The organism is Pedobacter steynii (assembly GCF_001721645.1).
In the GTDB taxonomy this organism is placed as follows: Bacteria; Bacteroidota; Bacteroidia; order Sphingobacteriales; family Sphingobacteriaceae; genus Pedobacter; species Pedobacter steynii_A.
Genome location: NZ_CP017141.1, coordinates 1684639 through 1707933 on the forward strand (window position 1 = coordinate 1684639; position 23295 = coordinate 1707933).

Consider the following 23295-nt stretch of genomic DNA (forward strand, 5'->3'; position numbering starts at 1 on the left):
TTACAAACTATGGAGCGAAGAAAATTTTTAGGAGCCTTATCAATAGCCGGATTTGCAGGAACCATTTGTCCGAAAGGATTGCTGGCTGCTGAAAAGAATTCCCCGGGCCTGTCTGGGAATGTCAAAAATGAGCGGGAATTCTGGTGGAAATTACTCTATAAGATTGCAAACCCGGTTACTTCAAATCTGGCAAATGGAACCTTTAAAAAAAATATGTTGGTAGAGAAGTCTCCAACCTTTGATTCCCGTTCCGTTCATGTAACCTATCTGGAGGCAGTAGGCAGAACTTTTGCCGGAATTGCACCCTGGCTGGCTTTGCCCGATGACGAAACAAAAGAAGGAGCGTTCCGGAAAAAGATGAGAATGGAAGCATTGCAGGGATTAAGCAGGTGCTTTGATCCTGCAAGCCCGGACCTGCTGAATTTTAAAACCGATTACCAGCCTATTGTAGATGCGGCTTATCTTGCACATGCTTTTCTTAGGGCGCCAAAAGCCTTATGGGAACCATTGGATGACCTCAGCAAAGAAAGGATTTTAACCTCATTTAAATCTTTGAGAAACAGAAAACCTTTTAACAGCAACTGGTTGCTGTTTGGATCGCTTACTGAGGCTTTTATTTTATTTGCCGGACAGGAGCCCGATTCCGAACGGTTAAATAAGGGCGTTAAAAAATTAAATGAATGGTATAAAGGTGATGGTTATTATGGGGACGGACCGAACCTTGCTTTCGATTATTATAATTCCTTTGTGATCCACCCGATGATGGTAGACACCTTAAAGGTGATGCTGGATCATGGCCTTGCCACTTCGAAAGAATATGAACTGGCCTTGTCCAGAATGGAAAGATATGCCATTGGGCAGGAAAGAATGATTTCCCCCGAAGGGACATTTCCTCCCATTGGGCGCTCCATCACTTACCGGACGGGTTCACTTCAGGCCTTGAGCCAGGTGGCCTTAATGGAAAGGCTTCCTTCTACGTTAAAGCCTGCCCAGGTGCGTGCAGCACTTAGCCTGGTCAAAAAGAACATGTATGATGTTCCAGGAACCTTTGATAAAGATGGCTGGTTGCAACTCGGATTTGTAGGGCATGACCCGGACATTGCAGATTATTATACTTCTACCGGAAGTCTTTATATGGCTACACTCTCTTTTTTACCACTTGGTTTGCCGGAAAGTAATGAGTTCTGGTCTGCTCCGGCTGAAGACTGGACGGCAAGAAAAGCCTGGGGAGGGAAAAAATTTGCTAAAGATTATCATGTAGATTATTAATCGGCATCTCTTTTCATTATTAAAATTCTGATATTTAGGAATCCTTAAATAAATTTAGGATGAAGGAATACTGATTCATGATAATGGACACCTCCATGTTGAAAAAAATGACTCGTAGTTTATCTCTGGTATGCTGCCTATTTTTATGGATAAGCAGCCCTTCTTATTCTCAAACGGATAGTAAACAGGGAAAGAGGCCAAAGATTGGTCTGGCATTGAGCGGTGGCGGGGCAAAGGGGATGGCGCATATTGGTTTGTTGAGGTTGATTGATTCCCTTGGAATAAAAATCGATTACATTTCGGGTACCAGTGCAGGAGGAATTTTTGGGGGATTGTATGCCATGGGCTATACGCCCGATACCTTGAAAAAAATAGCCTTGAGAATTAACTGGCGCAGGGTACTCAGTAACAAAGTTCCTTTGAACCAGATTAATATCGAAGAGAAAGACGAGTACGATAATTACATGATCGAATTTCCGGTAATGGGTGGAAGGCCGAGGTTGCCAGGAGCCTTAATTGAGGGACAATATATTTCTGAGATCCTCAATACGCTTACTTATCCGGCAAAACACATCAACGATTTTAATAAACTGCCCATTCCCATAACGATTACTTCTTCGGATATTGTGAATGGCGGGTTAGTGCTGCAGCATAGTGGCTCTTTGCCGATGGCCATTCGCGCCACATTGGCCATCCCGGCGGCTTTTGCACCCGTATATATTGACGGGCGCCTGCTGGTAGATGGTGGATTGGACCGCAATTTTCCGGTACAGGAAGTAAAAGAAATGGGGGCGGATATTGTTATTGGCGGTTACACCGGTTTTCGTCTGTTCACAGAAAAAGAAATTGAGAATCCGATGAAGCTCATTTATCAGACCCACGCTTTCCGCTCGGTTGAGGATTCAAAAAAACAGGAAGCCATGGCAGATGTAGTGGTTGATTTTACCCATGCGCTCACAGGTTATTCCACTGCTGATTTTTACCAGAACAGGAAAATCATTGAAATCGGAGAAAACGAAGCCCGGAAATACCTGCCTCAACTGATTAAGATAGCCGAAGAACAAAAAAAATATCCGGCAGAAAATACTCCCAGGGCAATAAAAGATCCCAGATTGCCGGTAACCAGGATCAAATACCAGAATGATAAAGGGCAACCTTTAGACATTCCGGTTATGGAGCAGTTTGCGGTTTCGCGCCTTGGCCTCCGGACGGGGAGGGAGTTGAAAGTAAAAGCGGTGAATGATGGAATAGCAGATTTGTACGGAACACAGTTTTTTGATAAGGTATATTATACTTTTGAAAATAATGCGGATACCGGCCTGACGATGAATGTTCGTTTGAAACAAGGGAAGCCTGGAGTATTCAAAGCTGCAGTTCATTACGATACAGAACAATCTGCCGGTTTGATTGTCAATTATACCTATCGCAACATCTTGCTGAGTAAATCCAGGCTGCTGGCTACAGTTGACCTGTCGGAGCGGTTCAAGGCGAGATTCGATTACTATAAGTTCATCAGCGAAAATAACCGGCTTTGGTTCAAAGCTTCCTTTAGTTATCAGGCATTACAGAATAACTCCATTCTGTACAGACTGATTGCAGATGAAAACTATTTTAACAACATGATGAATACGGAACTGTCTTTAGGATATAGCCTGGGGCGTTCCAGTTACCTTTCATTAAGTGTCGGCAATGAGAACGAAGCTATTAAAAGAGGACCGAATGTTTTTAAAAGGTTTTTCGGAGAGGGGAATGATGTCCGGACGCTTTATAAGCATAGCAACGAAGCTTTTACGATCCTTTTTAAGCAGAATACCCTGGATAATCTGTATTTCCCGAAGCGCGGTAACGCATTGACCATTCAGGGGAAATATTTGTTCAGCAACCGGCTGAGTACGAAAGTCCCTGACCCTGACGATGAAAAGGGACAATTGATTTATCAGTTTCTGAATCCAATGGATGGCCTTCCGGGAAACATCGGCCGGTTTTTCCTGAATGAGCAATTTGTAAAAAGGATTAACAGGAAATTTTCTTTGAGTGCATCCGCTTCCTGGGGATTCAATTATTCAGATAAATACGGGATTGATTCCTCTTATATGTACGAAAATGCAAAGTTTAGCATGGGTGGAATAGATGCCAGACAGGATGTTTCCCAGATTGGGTTTATCGGATTAAAGAGGGCGGAGTTTGGGGTGGCTAACCTGACCTCCTTCGGACTAGCCCTGCAATACAACATTAAAGGAAACCTGTATCTGACTCCTCAGGTAAATGTTGCCTGGGAGAACAGAGGTTTTAATCCTTTCAATGTTGCCTTTAATGATGACTATCTTTTCGGATATGGCGCCAAACTTGGCTATATGTCTTTCATGGGGCCCATTAATTTTGCCGTCGCAAAAACCAACGGATTTGACCGCAATCCCTGGAGAATGTATTTGTCTATAGGCTTTAAATTTTAACTTCTCTATTACCGTATAAATTATCCATTTTATAGTTGCTAAAACTATTTAAATGTTTCCTATCTTCGTTTTGCACAGTTGCTGTGCTCTTGATTTAAAGTAAGTACAACCAAATATTTAAAAATGAGAAGAAGATCATTTATTCAAAAAGCAGGATTACTAGGGGCAGGATTATTGGCCAGTGACCTGGTATCATTTGCCGCCGAACCGGGTTTTCCTACAGTAAGGGTTCCGCTGGCGAAACGTCACTTTTCCAGTAAAGCCGTAGAAAGTGCCATTTCTGAATTTACTTCAAAAGTGAAAAATAAAGAACTGGCCTGGTTGTTCAACAACTGCTTTCCAAATACTTTAGATACCACTGTAACTTATACTGAAAAAGATGGTAAACCAGATACTTATGTGATTACCGGTGACATTGATGCCATGTGGCTTCGTGATAGTACCGCACAGGTGTGGCCTTACCTTCCTTTTTTACAAAAAGATAAACCGCTGAAAAACCTTGTTCAGGGAGTGATTAACCATCAGGTAAAATGTGTGCTTAAAGATCCTTATGCAAATGCTTTTTACAATGACCCGAATAAAGTCGGGGAATGGAAAGATGATGTAACGGATATGAAGCCCGGATTGCATGAGAGAAAATGGGAAATCGATTCCCTTTGTTATCCAATCCGCCTGGCTTACCGTTACTGGAAGGAGACAAAAGACAGTACCCCTTTTGGTGATGACTGGCAGGCTGCTGTAAAATTGACGCTAAAGACATTTAAAGAGCAGCAGCGTAAAGAAAACGACGGGCCTTATACTTTCCAGCGCAGAACCTCATGGGCTACAGACGGCGTGGCCATGTCGGGATATGGCTATCCGGTAAAACCGGTAGGCCTGATCTGTTCTTCTTTCAGACCTAGTGATGATGCGACTGTATTCTCTTTCCTTGTTCCTTCTAACTTCTTTGCAGTGGTGAGCTTAAAGCAGGCTGCTGAAATTTTCAGGGCAATAAAAGCAGATGAACAAACCGCTAAAGATCTTGATGCGCTGGCCGCAGAGGTGCAGGATGCTTTACAGAAACATGCCATTATCAACCACGAGAAATTTGGAAAAGTATATGCTTTTGAAGTGAATGGAATGGGCAGCTTTAACCTGATGGACGACGCCAATATCCCTAGTTTACTGGCATTACCATACCTGGGCGCTGTGCCCGCTGATGATCCGGTATACCTGAATACCCGTAAGATGATCCATTCTGTGGACGACAATCCTTTCTTCTTTAAAGGGACTGCTGCAGAAGGAATCGGAGGACCACATATTGGTAAAGACATGATCTGGCCAATGAGTATCATTGCAAGAGGATTAACCAGTTCAGACGACAACGAAATTAAGTTGTGTCTTCAGATGTTGCAGTCTACCCACGGAGATACTGGTTTTATGCATGAATCCTTCCATAAAAATGACCCTAAGAAATTTACCCGTGCATGGTTCGCATGGACCAATACCATTTTTGGTGAATTCCTTTGGAAAACATATAAAGAAAGACCCCACTTGTTGAGTTAAGATTTGCTCAACGATCTTTACAGCCCTCTGAATTTACTTTCTGAGGGCTGTTTATTATTAAAAATTCTTCGCTTAAAACCATGAAACCTTTATTTAGAACCTCCCTGGTACTGATCCTGTTGTGTATCGGTAGCCATGGATTTACGCAGCAAAAAGTAAGTATTATCCCGCAACCTGTGAGTCTTCTTCTGCTGGAGGGTGATTTTGTAATCAATAATGAAACAGTCATTCATCTGGAGGGCGATAAAAAGGAACTGAAACCTGCAGCTGCTTTTTTTCAAAGTTATATCAACGGCATTTCAGGGTATCATCTATTATTAAAAAAGAGAACTTCAAACGCGATCACCCTTAAGCTGATCAATAACCCGCTGATCGGAACGGAAGGTTATACCCTGACGGTGGGCAAGGACGGAATTCTGATTGCTGCAAATGCCCGTGCGGGGATTATTTATGGAATGCAGAGTTTGTTTCAAACTCTTCCACAGGTTCAAACCAACAGGGAGTTAAAGGTTCCGGCAATGGAAATTACCGATTATCCCCGTTTTAAATGGCGTGGAATGCACCTGGATGTTGGGCGGCACTTCTTCTCAGCTGATATGGTTAAAGCGTATATCGACCTTATTGCAGCTTATAAAATCAACACTTTTCACTGGCACCTTGTAGACGATCAGGGTTGGCGTATAGAGATTAAAAAATACCCTGCATTAACCGCAGTCGGGGCATGGAGGGTAGACCAGACAGATCGTCCATGGGATATCAGGCCACAGGCAATACCGGGTCAGGAAGCGACCTATGGTGGGTATTATACACAAGAACAGATCAAAGAGATCATTGCCTATGCGAAAATCAGGAATGTCAGTATCGTACCGGAGATAGAAATGCCAGGCCATGTGGCTTCGGCAATTGCTGCTTATCCAAATCTCAGCTGTAGCCAGAAAACGCAACTGCCCTTAACGGGAGGGAATTATTCCGGGGCATCTTCTAATTACTGTGCCGGAAATGAAGAGGTATTTACTTTTCTGGAAGAAGTATTAAACGAAGTTGTTGCCTTGTTTCCTTCAAAATATATCCATATCGGAGGAGATGAGGTAGACAAAACTTCCTGGAAAGGCTGTCCGCGTTGTCAGGCGAGAATGAAAACACTGGGACTAAAAAATGAAAATGAATTACAAAGTTATTTCATCACCAGGATGGAAAAGTTCCTGATCAGTAAACAGAAACGTATGATCGGTTGGGATGAAATTCTGGAAGGTGGATTAGCTCCTGAAGCAACGGTGATGAGCTGGAGAGGCGAAGCCGGAGGAATTGAGGCTGCAAAAATGAACCATGAGGTCGTGATGACTCCTGATTATCCTTTGTATTTTGACCATTATCAGGCTGGACCAGAAGGAGAGCCCCTGGCATTCGGAGGATTTAATACCCTGAAAAAAGTATACCACTATGAACCTATACCTAAGGAATTGAACGCGGAACAGGCTAAATACGTGTTAGGTGCCCAGGCTAATATATGGACAGAACATATTACCACAAAGGAGCATCTGGAGTATATGTTGCTTCCACGCATGCTGGCTTTGGCAGAGGTGGTATGGTCGCCGGTACAAGCTAAAAGCTGGGATGCATTTTCTGAACGCCTGAAGTACCATTTCAAGGGCTTTGAGCAAAAGGGATATCGCTTTTCTCCGGGAAATTATACAGTCGCGATAAAACCAGCAGTCATCAATGGAAAGTTAACAGCCGCACTGCTTTCAGATGCTGTTAACGGGGAGATCTTTTATACCCTCAACGGAGATGTGCCGACGATTGGAAGCCTTAAATATACCGGTCCTGTAGTTATTGATTCTACCGCAATACTGAAAGCCATTTTTGCGGTAAATGGGGCTGTAATGGGCTTGGTCCCTTCCAAACAGTCTTTTGTCTTTCATCAGGCAACGACAAAAAATGTCAGTTATGTTAATCCGGTCAGTCCGAATTACCTCGCGGATGGCCCGAATTCATTAACTGATGGGATCCGTGGAACAGCTGCGGTGAATAAATACTGGCATGGCTTCAATGGCCAGGACCTGATTGCCACGATTGATCTTGGAAAACAGATGGATATTGGCAGCATCAGCCTCGGGTGTTTACAGAATTATAAAGATTGGATCATGATGCCACGATGGGTGAAATTTGAAAGCGCTGAGGATGGAATCAATTTTAAAGAACTGAAGACGATCAATAGCCCTGTTTCACCGGAAGATAAGATGACATTGATCCATGATTTTAAAGCCAGCTTTAATCAGAGGAAGGCCCGGTTTATCCGCGTCACCGCAAAAGTACTGGAGGCATTACCTAAAGGTCATAGTGGCGAAGGAAAGCCTGCCTGGCTATTTGCAGATGAAATTGTGGTTACCAAATAGGAAGTATTTGAACATTTTGAACGGAGTAAATGTTAGTGGGTAAATGTTATATTTGTTTTGGAGCAAATCATATTGCTTCTGCAAGAAGTATCATCCCCTATGAAAATACCGAGTCTGCCAGCTAATGAAAAGGAACGATTACTTGCTTTAAAAAGTTATGAACTTCTGGATTCCGAATCAGAAAAAGAGTTTGATAGAATAACGGAACTGGCATCTTTAATTTGTGAATGCCCGGTTTCGTTAATTACCCTGATCGACGAAAACAGACAGTGGTTTAAGTCTAAGGTCGGGACTCTTGAAGTGGAAACCTCAAGGTCACTTGCGTTTTGTCAATATACGATTCTGAATAAAGGGATCTTTGAGGTAGAAGATGCCAGTAAGGATGAAAGGTTCAGGGATGGCGTAGTGGTAACCGGAGCACCCCATATCAGGTTTTATGCAGGTTATCCTCTTGTAGATCCTGCAGGGCATGCTTTAGGTTCCTTATGTGTGTTGAGTCCAAAGCCTAAAGTATTGAATGAGGCGCAAAAGAAAGCTTTGATCTTGCTGGCGGAACAAGCTATGGAACTGATCCTGGAAAGAAGAAAAGCGGAAGAAATCCGTTTTTTTGAGAAATTCTACCGGCTGTCTAATGACCTGATTTGTATATCTAATCTGGATGGTCAGCTCAGACGTGTCAATCCGGCATTCGAAAAGGTGCTGGGCTGGAGTCAGGAGCATATCCTGAGTCACAATTTTTTAAGTTTAATTCATCCTGAGGATCTGGAAGCTTGTGTCAAGGAGTTGGAGAAACTATCTGCAGGACAAGATACCACCAATTTTATCAGTCGTTGCAAGACAATTAATGGAGATTATAAAGTCCTTCAATGGACGGCAACCCCTGAACCCGGTACCGGAAATGTCTTTGGCATTGCAAGGGATATTACACTGGAAAGTCTAAGGGCAGAACAGGTCCGGGAAAGCGAAAATAAAATGCGGTCTTTTTTTGAGAACTCTCAGGGTTTAATGTGTACCCATGATTTTGAGGGTAATTTTAAAGCGGTAAATTTTGCCGGGGCAGAATTACTGGGTTATACAACAGAAGAATTTTGTAAGCTGAGCTTATCAGAACTTATTCCTCCAAAGCATCATTCGCAGCTAAAAGAATACCTGAGGGAAATCAAAACAGCCCGGACTTCTTCTGGTTTGCTGACTACGCTTCATAAAAATGGTTCACATAAGGTGTGGCTTTATAATAACCTGGTAGAGTCTGATCAGTCTGGAAACTTTTATGTCATTGTGAACTCCATTGATGTAACGGGAAAGCACCGTCTGGAACAGGCTTTGGAGCGGACGAAAAAAATGTTGGAACAAACAAATCAAATGGCTCAGATCGGGGGCTGGGACCTGGATGTAGTTCATCATAAAATAACCTGGTCTGAAGTCACCAAGCAGATTCATGAGGTGGAATTTGACTTTGAGCCTGACCTGAGCACTGCGATTCAGTTTTATAAGGAAGGTGAGCACAGGGATAAAATCAATAAAGCAGTGGAACTGGCCATTAGCAAGGGGAAAACCTGGGATCTTGAGTTGATCATTGTTACTGCGAAGGGAAATGAACGCTGGGTGAGGGCATTGGGGCATGCAGAATTTGAAAAGGGAACCTGTAAAAGGATATTTGGAACATTTCAGGATATTACGGATAAAAAGAATGCGGAGATCGCCTTGTTTGAAGAGAAAGCGCGGCTTTCTGCTTTCGTGACTCATGCCCCTGCGGCAGTGGCGATGTTTGATAAAGACATAAAATACATTGCTGCAAGTAACCGCTGGACAGAAGAGTATCATTTGCAGGATGTGGAGATTTTAGGGAGGTCTCATTACGATGTCTTCCCTAACATTACCAGGGAATGGAAGGAGATTCATAACAGATGTCTGAAAGGAGAGGTGATCAAAAAAGGCACAGACATCTGGAGGCCGGAGGGCTGGGATCACGATCAATACCTTCGTTGGGAAGTGAGGCCCTGGTACCAGTTTGATAAAACCGTAGGCGGGATTATGATGTTTACACAGGACATCACGGAAAGTAGTAAGCAAGGGGTAGAACTTCAAAAAGCAAAAGATCAGGCAGAGCTGGCCAGTCTGGCAAAGTCTGAATTTCTCGCCAATATGAGCCATGAAATCAGAACTCCCTTAAATGGAGTCATCGGTTTTACGGATCTGGTCTTAAAGACTTCTCTCAGTCCCACACAACAACAATACCTGAATATTGTCAATGAATCTGCAAATGCCTTGCTGGGTATTATTAATGACATTCTTGACTTTTCGAAAATAGAATCGGGGAAACTGGAGCTTGATGTAGATAAATGTGACCTCTATGAGATGAGCAACCAGACTGTGGATATCAATACCTATCAGGCACAGAGAAAAGGACTGGAAATGTTGCTGAACGTATCCGAAGACTTACCCCGTTTTATATGGGCTGACGAAGTAAGGTTAAGACAGGTGCTGATCAATTTACTGAGTAATGCGGTAAAGTTTACAGAAGAAGGAGAGATCGAGCTAAAAATAACAGCTTTAGCAACACCTGAAGAAGGAAAGACCCTATTCCGTTTTCTGGTAAGGGATACCGGGATCGGAATTCATGAAAGTAAACAAGATAAGATATTTGAGGCCTTTTCTCAGGAAGACGGTTCTACCACTAAAAAATATGGAGGAACCGGCCTCGGGCTCACCATTTCCAACCAACTATTAGGTTTGATGGGGAGCCAATTGAAACTAAGTAGTAAACCGGGCAAAGGCAGCACCTTTTTCTTTGATCTTCTGTTGAATTCGGAAGAAGGAGAGCCTTTGGAATGGAGTGACCTTTCGCTGATTAAAAGGGTTCTGGTAGTAGATGACAACAAAAATAACAGGACCATCCTGGAACAGATGCTCCTGTTAAAGGGAATCATTCCCGTTTCAGTAGATGATGGTTTTAAGGCAATAAAATTACTCAGTAAAGGAGAACAGTTTGATGTGATCCTGATGGATTATCACATGCCCGAAATGGATGGTCTGGAAACCATCAGACAAATCCGGAAAAAATTTAATAGCCGGTCAGATACTCAGCCTGTGGTATTGTTGTTCAGCTCATCTGATGACGATACGGTTGTGCGGGCATGTGATGAGCTGGATATCAACTGTCGTTTGGCAAAACCTGTTAAAATGAGGGATATGTATTATGCACTTTCTCATTTGTATCAGGTAAGTAAAGGAGGGTTGGAGGAGAGTCCTGCTATATTGGCCGGGGGCAGTAAAAGTTTGATCCATGTTTTAATTGCAGAAGATAACCTGATTAACATGTTACTTGCTAAAACCATTGTGAAGAGGATTGCGCCTAATGCTAAAATTCATGAAGCCTCAAACGGATTACAATGCCTGGAGCATTGCAAAGATCAGATACCAGACATCATTCTAATGGATGTGCAAATGCCTGAAATGAATGGTTATGAAGCTACAGCGTATATCCGGGAGAAAATGCGGATAGAGGATTTGCCTATCATTGCCTTAACGGCAGGAAATGTGAAGGGGGAAAAAGAAAAGTGTATCCTGGCAGGAATGAATGATTTCCTTTCGAAACCTGTGCTGGAAGAAGAAATTGCCGAAGTATTCAAAAAGTGGCTAAAATAAGAAGGCTGTCCGGGCGATATATAAATGTATATCTTCCGGACAGCCTTCTCTATTGGAAAACTGATCAGATCAGTTTTTTATTTAGAATGCAAAACCAACACGAACACCAGTGATTACACTTGGTTTGATGTTGAAAGAGCTTCCAGCAGATTTAAATTCAGTTGAAGTTGTAGTTCCTGCAGTAGTAGATTTGATTTTTGTTTTACCTTCTTTTTCGTAAACAAGACCAAGACCTGCTTCTACACCTAAGTATAAACGTTTAGCGATATAGTAATCAGCACCTACAACTCCACGAAGACCGATAGATACATAACCTGGACCTTTAACTTCGTTGAAAACGCCATCAGCATAAGCAGCACCTTTAGCAGTAGTGTTATCTGCAGTAGTTTTTGTTGTTCCTGTTCCGAAAAGGATATCACCACCTACGTAAGGAGATAAACGGTCAGTACCAGCGAAATGTTTCTCGATACCTAAGTTGATCAATACTTTAGTTGCTTTTTCAGTGAAAGTACCTTTTTTTCCTTCGTTAGCACCAGTTCCGAAAGCATTCGTTTTATCATTAGTTGAGCTTACATTGAAACCTAAACGGTAAGCAACTTTCTCTTTGTTGAAATAACGGAAACGCAATAAAGCAGCGCCATCGTTTAATTTGAAATCTGTGTCGTTGATGCCACCAGTTAATCCGAATTCAGTAGTAACGTCACCTGCAACTGGTTTGAAATCTTGTGCATTTGCTGCTACTCCGCAAATAGCCATACCTAAAAATAATAATACTTTTTTCATAAATGTGTGTTAAATGTTAAATAGATGTTAATTAACTGTAAAAATTACGGGTGCAAAAGTAGGCTTAATAGAATTATTTATGTCAGAAAATTGTCATTAGAGCTGTTTTTGGCGCTAACTATCTGATATTCTGAATGATCTTTTTGACTTGATTCAATCGTTTGTTTTGGATTGATGACCTGACCAATTTATTTAATTTGTCAGCTTTATTCTGTCTTAACTTGCACTCCTTTAGGGCTTTAGTGTCGGTATTTTGGGCTTTTTTTTAGTTTTAGATCTGAGTGTCGGAAAAACAGATATTAGTTTTATATGATCAATAAAATCTATTTTTATGGAGAATTGCGAGTCAGCCCAGGACTGAAAAACTGTACCTGAACAGGATGCAAATCCTCATTCAATCGTTTGCGCAGAAATGGGATTTAGCTCACGGTAAATTATCGTTACAATAAAATATCGATGGGCCTGAGTACATAAAAAAAGGGGATATACCTATATCCCCTTTCTTATCATATGAAAATCGTTACTTCGTTAAGAAGCGATCGTTGCTGTTGTTCTTCTTACAGCCGTTTTTTTTACAGCGGTAATGATGGCATTAGTGTCAAATCCACAAAGTGCCCATAATTCATGTTGTTCTCCATGATCTATAAATTCATCAGGAATACCCAGGCGAAGAACCTGTGACTGGTATTGATGATCCGCCATAAATTCAAGTACCGCGCTTCCCATGCCGCCTTGTAAACAGCCGTCTTCAACGGTAATCACGTTTTTATAACGTTTAAATACATCATGTAATAAAGCCTCGTCCAATGGTTTTACAAAGCGCATATCATAATGTGCAGGATGGATTCCCTCACTGTTCAGTTCTTTGCAGGCAGCAACAGCGAAGTTTCCAACATGTCCGATGGTCAGGATTGCAACATCTTCGCCATCACATATTTTTCTGCCTTTTCCAATTTCCAAAGTTTTAAAAGGACGTTTCCAATCGGTAAGCACTCCGTTTCCTCTTGGGTAGCGGATAGAGAAGGGGCCTGCATTTTCCTGCTGGGCAGTATACATCAGGTTTCTCAGTTCCTCTTCGTTCATCGGGGCGGCAACCGTCATATTTGGAATGCAGCGCATATAGGCCAGGTCATAAGCACCATGGTGCGTTGCGCCATCGGAACCTGCAAAACCTGCACGATCCAGGCAGAATACCACATTAAGGTTCTGAATGGCCACATCATGAATTACCTGGTCATACGCCCTTTGCATAAAGCTGGAGTAGATGTTACAGAAAGGAACAAGTCCTTGTGTAGCCAGACCAGCAGAAAAGGTAACTGCATGTTGTTCTGCAATCCCCACATCAAATGCGCGGGTAGGCATCGCCTTCATCATGATATTCATGGAAGAGCCCGAAGGCATAGCAGGAGTAATGCCGACAATCTTTTTATTGGCCTCTGCAAGTTCTACCAGGGTATGTCCGAAAACATCCTGATACTTTGGCGGCTGAGGTTTATCCGTTGCCGGTTTCTTGATCTCTCCGGTAATTTTATCAAATAAGCCTGGCGCATGCCATTTGGTCTGATCTTTCTCTGCAAGTGCAAATCCTTTTCCTTTTACCGTTACACAGTGTAACAGTTTCGGGCCGGGAATGTCTTTCAGGTCAGAGATCACCTGTGCCAGACGTTGTACATCATGGCCATCAACAGGACCAAAATACCTGAAGTTTAAAGCTTCAAATAAATTGCTTTGTTTCAGCAATGTGCCTTTAATGCTTTTCTCAATTTTCTTGACAAACTTGTGGGCATTGGGCCCCAGTTCAGAAAGTTTGATCAATACATTAGAAATGTCATCGCGAAAACGATTGTATGATTTAGAAGTGGTAATGCTCGTTAAATATTCTTTTAAGGCTCCAACATTCGGATCAATGGACATGCAGTTGTCGTTCAGAATAACCAGAAGATTTGAGTTTTCGATACCCGCATGGTTCAGGCCTTCAAAAGCCAAACCGGCAGTCATAGCTCCGTCGCCGATCACTGCAACGTGCTGACGGTCTGTTTCCCCTTTATAATGTGAAGCAACAGCCATTCCCAATGCTGCCGAAATAGAGGTAGAAGAGTGCCCAACTCCAAATGTATCATACTCACTCTCACTGATCTTAGGGAATCCACTGATTCCGTTAAGAATGCGGTTGGTATGAAAAACTGATTTTCTGCCGGTCAGAATCTTATGGCCATAGGCCTGGTGACCAACATCCCATACCAATTTGTCGTAAGGGGTGTTTAAAGCGTAGTGTAAGGCTACTGTGAGTTCTACTACACCCAGACTTGCACCAAAATGCCCCCCATTTACACTCACTACATCTATGATGTACTGGCGTAGCTCCTGACAGATTTGTTCCAGATCTTGTTCTTTATACTGCTTTAAATCAGCAGGATAATTAATGTTTGGTAATAATGGACGGGTAATATCTTCCATGCAGTGTTTTATAGAATAGAAGTACAAAGTAAGGTATTTTGTTGCCAAACTAAGAAGGAAAATCATTAATTTTACAAATTAATACTTCAATAAATGACTAGAGATACTTTAATTTTTGATTTGATTGACAGGGAATTGGACCGTCAGGAAAATGGCCTAGAACTGATAGCTTCTGAAAACTTTGTAAGCAAACAGGTAATGGAAGCCGCAGGATCATGTTTAACAAATAAATATGCCGAAGGCCTTCCTGGAAAAAGATATTATGGCGGTTGCCAGATCGTAGATGAGGTAGAAACCTTGGCTATTGACCGTGCCAAGCAACTTTTTGGTGCAGAATGGGTAAACGTCCAACCGCATTCAGGTGCTCAGGCAAATGCTGCGGTAATGCTGGCTGTCATCCAGCCAGGTGATAAAATCTTAGGATTTGACCTTTCTCATGGTGGACACTTAACCCATGGTTCTCCGGTTAACTTTTCAGGAAAACTGTATCAGCCATTATTTTATGGAGTTAAAAAAGAAGACGGACTGATTGACTATGCTAAACTGGAAGAAATTGCTTTAGCAGAACGTCCAAAACTGATTATCTGTGGTGCTTCTGCTTATTCAAGAGAGTGGGATTATGCATTTATCCGTAGTGTAGCTGATAAAATCGGAGCCCTTGTTTTGGCAGATATTTCACATCCTGCCGGAATGATTGCCCGCGGATTATTGGCCAATCCACTTCCACATTGCCATATTGTAACGACTACTACACACAAAACCCTTCGCGGGCCACGTGGTGGAATGATCATGATGGGTAAAGATTTTGAAAACCCTTTCGGATTGAAAACGCCTAAAGGTGAAACCAGAATGATGTCTTCAGTATTGGATATGGCAGTATTCCCGGGAACACAAGGCGGACCTTTAGAACACATCATTGCTGCTAAAGCGATCGCTTTTGGGGAAGCATTAAGTGACGAATATCTAGCTTATATCAAACAGGTGAAATCTAATGCTCAGGCAATGGCTAAAGCCTTTGTTGCAAAGGGTTATGGCATCATCTCTGGTGGTACTGATAACCATTTGATGTTAATTGACCTGCGCAATAAAAATATTACTGGAAAAGCAGCGGAGAATGCGCTTGAAAAAGCAGATATTACCGTGAATAAGAATATGGTTCCTTTTGACGATAAATCACCGTTTGTAACTTCAGGTATCCGTGTAGGAACTGCTGCTATTACAACCAGAGGATTTAAAGAAGAAGAAATGGAGACCATTGTTGATCTGATTGATCAGGTAATTACCAATGCGGAGGATGAGAATAATTTAAAAGCGGTAAAGGAAAAAGTAATTAATCTGGTAAGTCGGTTCCCCTTATATAAATAAACCGGGACTGAATTACTTAAATGTTAACTAATAGCCAGAATTCATCAGCTAATGAGAAAGAACGCTTAAGGGCGTTGCGTGATTACGATATATTGGATACTCCACCGGAGAAAGAATTCGATAATATCACCAAGCTGGCCAGCTTGATCTGCAACACTCCCATAGCGTTGATCGTATTAGTTGATGAAAACCGGTTATGGTTTAAGTCCGTTTTAGGCCTTCAATGCCGGGAAGTTCCCCGGGGTGTTTCCTTTGCGGAATACGTGATGCAGAGAGAGGAGGTCTTTGAGGTCTGTGATGCCCTTAATGATGAACGCTTTGTAAACCACCCAGCGGTTATTGACAGCACCCATATCAGGTATTATGCCGGAGCCCCTTTAATTGACGAAGAAGGGTTTAAATTGGGAACCATCTGTGTTTTTGATCAGGTTCCTAAAAAATTAAGTAAGGAACAAAAAGAAGGAATCCAGATCCTTGCGAAAGAAATCATCACTCATATTTCCCTCCGAAAAAAAGCAGTAGAGCTGAATCTTAAAAACCAGCGTTTTGAAGAGTTGCTGAACATCTCTACCGTATCCCCCGAAATTCATTGCATATTGGATGATAAAGGTGAACTGCTGTTTGTCAACAATGCCATTACCAATGTGCTGGAATATGAGGTGGAGGAAGCGGTAGGCCTTAGTGCCTGGGGATTTTGTTACGAGGAAGATGTTACCAGGGTAGTTCAAACCATTGAAGCCGGGCTTTCTGCCGGAATTAAGCAGTTTAATGTAGATTTCAGGATTGTCAGCAAAAGCGGAATTGTCCGTTGGTTGAGCTGGAATATGGTTTGTAAAAACAGACGTTGGTATGCTTATGGCAGAGACATTACAGAAAATAAGCGGGTAGAAAATGAGCTGATGAAGCTCTCTTTTGTCGCCAGTAAGGTGAATAATGCCATTGTGGTTAATGATGCGAATAACCACGTAACCTGGGTGAATGCAGCCTTTGAGAAAATTACCGGGTTTACGCTGGAAGATTTGAAAGGTAAACGGCTCGGCGACCTGATTCAGGGGCCGGGAACAGACCTGGAACTCATTGAGCATGCCCGGGAGCTGACCAATAAAAACCAATCTTTTACCGTTGATCTGCTGGCCTACCGTAAAGATAAACAGCCCATCTGGTTGTCTATTTATAATACGGTTGTCTTTAACGACGAAGGAAAAGTAGAGATTGAAGTAGAGATTATTCTTGATATTACGGAAAAGAAAAAAGCCGAACAGGAATTGCAGTTGCTTTCTTTAGTGGCCAGTAAAACAGATACCGGAGTAAATATTTCCGATGAAAACGGGAATACCACCTGGATCAATCATTCTCTGGAAAAATTAACCGGGTATTCTTTAACGGAACTGCAGGGACGCAAGCTGGGCGATGTTCTTGCTCCAAATGGCGGAGCGCAACGGGAACTGATTATCAGCTCAAGAGAGAAAGCAAGCAACAGGGAATCTTATGCCATAGAAGTTCAGGGGCAGAAGAAATCGGGAGAGTCTGTATGGCTTTCTGTTTCCAATACCCCCATCGTGAATGACAAAGGAAAGGTAGAGCGTCAGATTGATCTGATCACAGATATTTCCCAAAGGAAACAGGTGGAAAAAGAGATGGTAGAAGCCAAAGAACAGGCACTGCAGCTAAGCGCGGCAAAAGAAATGTTTCTTTCGGTGATGAGTCATGAGATCAGGACCCCTTTAAATGCGGTGATTGGAATGGCGCATCTGCTGCTGGATAATGATCCAAAGGAATCCCAGCTCCATGACCTCAATTTGTTGCGATTCTCTGCAGAAAACCTGCTGAATATCATCAACGACATTCTGGACCTGACTAAAATGGAAACCGGAAACGTGCAATTGGAAACCATTCCTTTTAGCTTAAAAACCCTGGCTTCAGATGTGATCGATTCCTTACAGATGACCGTTTCTGCCCGGAATAATAAGTTAGAGCTGGATTGTGATGAACAGATTCCAGGGCATATCAAAGGGGATAAAACCCGCTTGTACCAGGTCTTGATGAACCTGCTTGGAAATGCCATAAAATTCACTCAGGACGGAAGCGTTATTCTGCGGATTCGCAAGCTCAGTGAGGACGATAATAATGTATTGCTTTATTTTGAAGTGCGGGATACCGGAATTGGGATCGCTCAGGAAAAGCTATCCTATATCTTTCAGCCGTTTATTCAGGCCAGGACTGATATCTCCAGAAAGTATGGAGGAACAGGATTGGGCCTAACGATCACCAAGAAGATGCTGGAGCTGTATGGGGCAGATATTCATGTGGAGAGTGAAGAGGGTAAAGGAACGGTGTTTTATTTTTCCATTTCCTTTGAAAAGGCCACGGATTATATTCCGCAGGTGAAAACGATCATCCCTCCTGATACGTTTAAAGATAAGCGTATTCTTGTGGTGGACGATAATGAGATCAATGCACTCATTGCGAAGAGAATCTTTGGAAAATGGGGACTTAACCTGGATTTCGCTACGAATGGGGAAGAGGCTATAGAAATGGTAGCCCTTAATTCCTATGACCTGATCTTTATGGACATTAAGATGCCTGGAATTGACGGTTTTGAAACGACCAGTATCATCAGAAAGATGGAGGGTGACTATTTTAAAAATGTACCCATTGTTGCCTTAACTGCTTCTACCCTTCATGATGAGCATGCTAAATTCAACGAGTGCGGGATGAACGGGCATATTCTAAAACCTTTCAAACCGGAAGAAATGAGAAGTATTCTCTCTGAATACCTCAGGTAATATTAAAAGCCGATTGCTTTAATCATAAAGTCAGCCCTGTCTTTTACGGAGATTCTGGGGATTTCCAAAAGCTGGTAATCCAGTCTGGTGTAAATGTCAGCCATCATTTTATAGGTGTCCACTGCTTCGGTAAAGGATTGTTTTCTTTCGGTATCGTTGATGTAAATCTCTTCCCATGGTGGAGTGATCAATACCAGCGGGTTATAGCGTAGCTGATCTGCATTTTGGATCATATGGGGAAGGAGCCGGATGTTATTGAGCTTCAGGTAACCCATCACATCGGGAATTCCCCGGTCAAAAAGAACAGGCTGTTGTTGTTCCTTGCAATTCATGAAATTATCCAGATCTTGCTTAAACAGGAGTTCTGCGAATAGCAGCGGCGATTTCCATGGTAATGCTTCACCTTTTACCCTGATTTGATCCTGGATGACTTGTCTGCCTGTTTCCTCTATGCAGTAGTACCCGCGTCTTTTCATTTCTTCCAGAAGGGAAGTTTTGCCCATGCCAGGGCCACCGGTAACGACAAAAAAATTGTTTCTGTTTACTGTTTTCATTAAAATGTAAGCCGAATAAAGAATATCCCTGTTGAAATGCCAGGATAATTAGGGTGAAAATAAGGTTGAGGTGGATAGAAAGCAGATTCGTATGAAAAAGATAAAGGGCCGATATTTCACGAGTGTGAAGCTATCGACCCTTAAATTAACGCTCTCAGGGACAAAGTAAAGAAAAAAAAATCACTTGTCAAAATTTATATAAAATAAATTGAAATACAGGCCGGGGATTGGGGGTAGATAAAAAGTAAAGGGCCGATATTCCTGTGTAGAAAATATCAGCCCTTACCATCTAAATTAACGCTCTCAATTATATAAACGAGCTTATCAGCAGAATGTTATATCCGGACTGATTTTTTTATCCGACAAAAGCCAGTGTGGCGATACTGAGTTTTTGGATGCCACATTTCAATAACTCCAATCCGCAGGCCTCAAGTGTTGCTCCTGTAGTGAGTACGTCATCTACCAACAAAATGTGTTTACCTTTCAATTGGCTTTCATCTTTGACTTCAAAAGCTTTTAACATATTCTCAAAGCGGAGGTATCTTCCTTTTTTAGTCTGACTGTCCGTTGGAATATTCCGTATAAGTTGGAATTTGCTCATGGGAACTTTTAGGATCCGGGAAATTCCTTCTGCGATACAGGCACTTTGGTTATAGCCACGCTGCCTTTCTCTTTTTTTATGGAGCGGTACAGGGACCAGAAGGTCGAGCTGTTGATAGGAGGGGGCAGTAGCCAGCCTTTCGCCAAGTAATTCTCCCAACTTCAGTCCAAGCTCTGGTTTATGGGAGTATTTTAAATGGTGAATGATCTGCTGGACATTGCCTCCTTTTTTGAAGAACAGCATAGCCATGGCAGCATGACAAGGGATCCGGCCCCAGAACTGGCGGGCTACTTTATTTGCATCATGCAGGTGATGATCAGTATAGGGAAGGTGGTATACACAGCGGCTACAAAGATGAGCCTCGCCTGTAAAAAGTGAGGTCCCGCATCCACAACAAAGGTTTGGAAACAATAAACTGAATAGATCGTCGAGACTGTTTCTGGATAGGAACATGGGCTAATCTATAAGAATCAGCCATTCCCTGGTTGAAAAAACTTAGTTTTGTTCTTTAACGGCAAGCTGTCCACAGGCCGCATCGATATCTTTACCTCTGCTTCTTCTGATGTTTGTAGTCACTCCCTGACCTTTCAGGTAATTTGAAAAGGCATCGATCTTATCTCCTTCAGCATTGACGAAATCTGCAAACTGGATCGGGTTATATTCGATCAGGTTCACTTTACAAGGCACATGTTTGCAAAATTTGGCCAATTCCATGGCATCTTCAATCTCATCATTAAAATGATTAAAGACAATATATTCGTAGGTTACGGGATTCTTTGTTTTGGAGAAATAATACTTTAATGCTTCTTCCAATGCCTTTAATGAGTTTTGCTCATTGATGGGCATGATTTCATTCCTCTTTTTATCGTTTGCGGCGTGAAGAGAGATGGCCAGATTAAATTTAACCCCGTCATCACCCAGTTTTTTAATCATTTTAGCAATTCCGGCTGTCGATACGGTAATTCGCTTGTACGACATGTTCAAGCCATCCGGAGCCGTGATGCGGTCAATAGATTTTAAGACGTTGGCGTAATTGAGCAAGGGTTCGCCCATTCCCATGTACACGATATTTGTTAAAGGGGCATTGTAGTTTTTCTTAGCCTGCTGATCAATCAGTACCACCTGATCATAAATTTCATCCGCATTCAGGTTTCGCTTACGGTCCATATAACCTGTAGCACAGAATTTGCAGGTTAAGCTACATCCCACCTGAGAGCTTACACAAGCAGTCATACGTTCGTCCATAGGGATTAAAACCCCCTCAACGATATTGCCATCGTATAATTTGAAGGTATTCTTAATGGTGTGGTCGTTGCTGAATTGGGAGTTGTTGACTTCGACTACATTGATTGCATAATTCTCGCTGAGTTTTTTTCTAAGGTCTTTAGAAAGGTTACTCATCTCCTCAAAAGTACGTGCTGATTTCTCCCATAGCCATTGATAAACCTGTTTGGCACGGTAAGAAGGTTCCTGCATGGCTGTAAAATGTTGTTGCAGCTGAGGAAGATCCAATGAACGGATGTCTGTTTTTTTTGTAGTCGTAAGCATTTGCTGCAAAGTTACCTAAAAAAAGAATAAGCCAGACAAAATTGATTTTGCTGGCTTAATATTATGGGGTTTCCGTCGGATTATGACGGTGAAATTATGTTAACGCTTTGGCCCTCTGCTTTTTCCGGGAACTCCGGGTTTACCTTTAGAAGGTCTTACCGGTCTTTTACTTGGTCCGTTGGTTTTATTCCAGTCGTTACTGGCAGCAGCAGAACCACGGTATGGAGCTCCTGATTTTTGTTCTGATCTTGGTTTTCCTGAAGATGCATTTCTGGGTCCTGACGAAGCTTCTCCTGATCCTCCTGCTCTTGGTCCGCGGGAAGGCCTGCCTGAAGCAGCTTTTCTGGATACAGGTTTTTCCTGGAATTCTTCTAATGGTTTTTTAGTGGTTTTCTTCGGGGAAGATGCAGCAGCTAAAGAGCTGGATTTTGCCACCAGGTTATAAATTCCGGTTTGTTCTTCAGGGGTCAGTTCTCTCCATTCTCCTACAGGAATTCCCTTCAGACCAATATTCATGATCCTGGTACGTTCCAGTTTGGTCACTTCAAATCCAAAATATTCACACATTCTTCGGATTTGTCGGTTCAAGCCCTGAATAAGGATGATCTTGAAAACAAAAGTACTTTCTTTAGTTACTTTACATTTCTTGGTCATTACACCCAGTACCGGTACACCCTTTGCCATGCCTGTAATGAACTGCTCGGTTAAAGGTTTATTTACCGTAACGACGTATTCCTTTTCATGGTTGTTTCCTGCACGAAGGATTTTATTTACCAGATCCCCGTTATTGGTCAGGAAAATCAGTCCCTGAGAATCTTTGTCCAGACGACCGATAGGAAAAACACGCTCACTATGGTTTACGTGATCTACCATATTGCTTTTTACCCCGGCTTCAGTAGTACTGGTGATGCCGACAGGTTTATTATAAGCAATCAGGATAGACTGATCTACTTCTTTTGGTTCTATAGTCTGACCATTAACGGTCACGATGTCTCCAAAAAATACTTTGTCGCCTACCTTGGCTTTCTTGCCATTGATAAATACATTTCCTTGTTCTATATATCTGTCTGCAGCTCTTCTGGAGCACAGACCGCTCTCACTAATGTATTTATTTAATCGGGTAGTAGAATCAGACATAGATATGGGTATAAATTATTTCAGTTTACAAAGAACCGAATTTATACCCATATATGCTATCAAAATATTTTAAAGCTGGTGATTCTAAAAATTAATGTCATCAGCACTGGAGCCATAAGAGGCTGGGATAGGAATATCCAGTAGGCGAAGAAACACACCTAGTTGTGCCCTATGGTGGATAATTTGCGAAAAAGTATGGCGAACAAGCTCTGCCTTTGAGAACCTGGCATAAATTTGTTCTCCATTTCTCAAAGTCCATTCTCCTGACAATAATTCTTCATTTGCTTTTAAGAGGTGGGACCTGCCATCTTCGAGAGATGCTTCAAAAAAAGCCATTAATTCTTCGTTATTCTTCATGTCTTTTGGCTCGTATGGCGTTGCAGCGAAATCAAGCTCTTCAGTAGTTACGGCAAGGGTAACCCAGGTTGGCAGCTCTGCAATATGTGTTGCCAGCACCTTTACGGTCATGCTTTTTGGATGCGGCTGCCAATCGAATTTGTCTGTCGGGACAATTGCCAGCATTTTACGGGTAGTTTTTGCTTCTTCTTCCAGTTCTTTTAAAAATGTTTTAATCATATCCATAATCTTGTGTTTTGTTTAAATGTGTAACACAAAGAAAAGAGGGGCAACTGTCAACCCTATGGCAGTCTGTTTTTTTACCCTGATTTAAATTTATTGGAGGTCTTGATATGGCTGCTAATGGGGCTGTTCTTCTATAACTGGAAGAGAAGTCCTTATGCAGCAGTACCCTTG

General features: G+C 42.2%; 14 protein-coding genes. 7 read left to right on the forward strand and 7 right to left on the reverse strand.

The window, feature by feature from the left end; genetic code table 11:
- Positions 1-9 precede the first annotated feature (9 nt).
- From BFS30_RS06965 to BFS30_RS06985, 5 genes are all read left to right on the forward strand, one after another.
- Positions 10-1269 carry a DUF2264 domain-containing protein gene (locus tag BFS30_RS06965; protein WP_069378625.1) on the forward strand — a complete coding sequence of 420 codons (1260 nt, stop codon included), beginning with the start codon at positions 10-12 and terminating at the stop codon, positions 1267-1269.
- 107 nt (positions 1270-1376) lie between these two features.
- Entirely contained in the window at positions 1377-3722 is a 2346-nt protein-coding gene (locus BFS30_RS06970; protein ID WP_069382329.1) for a patatin-like phospholipase family protein, read from the forward strand.
- Positions 3723-3845: 123 nt separating this feature from the next.
- The gene (locus BFS30_RS06975; protein ID WP_069378626.1) at positions 3846-5267 is read left to right on the forward strand and encodes a glycoside hydrolase family 125 protein; all 1422 of its coding nucleotides are present in this window, start codon (positions 3846-3848) and stop codon (positions 5265-5267) included.
- Between the two features lie 80 nt (positions 5268-5347).
- Positions 5348-7663 carry a glycoside hydrolase family 20 protein gene (locus BFS30_RS06980; RefSeq protein WP_069378627.1) on the forward strand — a complete coding sequence of 772 codons (2316 nt, stop codon included), beginning with the start codon at positions 5348-5350 and terminating at the stop codon, positions 7661-7663.
- A gap of 99 nt (positions 7664-7762) precedes the next feature.
- Positions 7763-11311 carry a PAS domain S-box protein gene (locus BFS30_RS06985; RefSeq protein ID WP_069378628.1) on the forward strand — a complete coding sequence of 1183 codons (3549 nt, stop codon included), beginning with the start codon at positions 7763-7765 and terminating at the stop codon, positions 11309-11311.
- Between the two features lie 81 nt (positions 11312-11392).
- Here BFS30_RS06985 and BFS30_RS06990 read toward each other — a convergent pair whose 3' ends face one another.
- A complete protein-coding gene (locus BFS30_RS06990) occupies positions 11393-12094 on the reverse strand; it encodes a hypothetical protein (protein ID WP_069378629.1) in 702 nt (233 codons plus the stop codon).
- A 528-nt stretch (positions 12095-12622) separates the two neighbouring features.
- Positions 12623-14551 carry a 1-deoxy-D-xylulose-5-phosphate synthase gene (dxs, locus tag BFS30_RS06995; protein WP_069378630.1) on the reverse strand — a complete coding sequence of 643 codons (1929 nt, stop codon included), beginning with the start codon at positions 14549-14551 and terminating at the stop codon, positions 12623-12625.
- 93 nt (positions 14552-14644) lie between these two features.
- Between dxs and glyA the strand changes: the two genes are divergently transcribed.
- Together glyA and BFS30_RS07005 are read left to right on the forward strand one after the other, a co-directional pair.
- Positions 14645-15916 carry a serine hydroxymethyltransferase gene (gene glyA / locus BFS30_RS07000; RefSeq protein ID WP_069378631.1) on the forward strand — a complete coding sequence of 424 codons (1272 nt, stop codon included), beginning with the start codon at positions 14645-14647 and terminating at the stop codon, positions 15914-15916.
- Positions 15917-15936: 20 nt separating this feature from the next.
- The gene (locus BFS30_RS07005; RefSeq protein WP_069378632.1) at positions 15937-18702 is read left to right on the forward strand and encodes a PAS domain S-box protein; all 2766 of its coding nucleotides are present in this window, start codon (positions 15937-15939) and stop codon (positions 18700-18702) included.
- A 2-nt stretch (positions 18703-18704) separates the two neighbouring features.
- Here the strand turns inward: BFS30_RS07005 and BFS30_RS07010 are convergent, their stop codons facing one another.
- The 5 genes from BFS30_RS07010 to BFS30_RS07030 form a co-directional block, all read right to left on the reverse strand.
- Positions 18705-19256, reverse strand: coding sequence for an AAA family ATPase (locus tag BFS30_RS07010; RefSeq protein ID WP_069378633.1), 552 nt, complete (start codon positions 19254-19256; stop codon positions 18705-18707).
- A 355-nt stretch (positions 19257-19611) separates the two neighbouring features.
- Positions 19612-20310, reverse strand: a complete 699-nt coding sequence (locus BFS30_RS07015) for a ComF family protein (protein WP_069378634.1) — start codon at positions 20308-20310, stop codon at positions 19612-19614.
- Between the two features lie 42 nt (positions 20311-20352).
- The gene (gene rlmN / locus BFS30_RS07020) at positions 20353-21405 is read right to left on the reverse strand and encodes a 23S rRNA (adenine(2503)-C(2))-methyltransferase RlmN (protein ID WP_069378635.1); all 1053 of its coding nucleotides are present in this window, start codon (positions 21403-21405) and stop codon (positions 20353-20355) included.
- 99 nt (positions 21406-21504) lie between these two features.
- The gene (gene rluF, locus BFS30_RS07025; protein WP_069378636.1) at positions 21505-22542 is read right to left on the reverse strand and encodes a 23S rRNA pseudouridine(2604) synthase RluF; all 1038 of its coding nucleotides are present in this window, start codon (positions 22540-22542) and stop codon (positions 21505-21507) included.
- An 84-nt stretch (positions 22543-22626) separates the two neighbouring features.
- Positions 22627-23124 (reverse strand): DinB family protein, encoded by a 498-nt coding sequence (locus BFS30_RS07030; RefSeq protein ID WP_069378637.1) that lies wholly within the window; start codon positions 23122-23124, stop codon positions 22627-22629.
- Positions 23125-23295 lie beyond the last annotated feature (171 nt).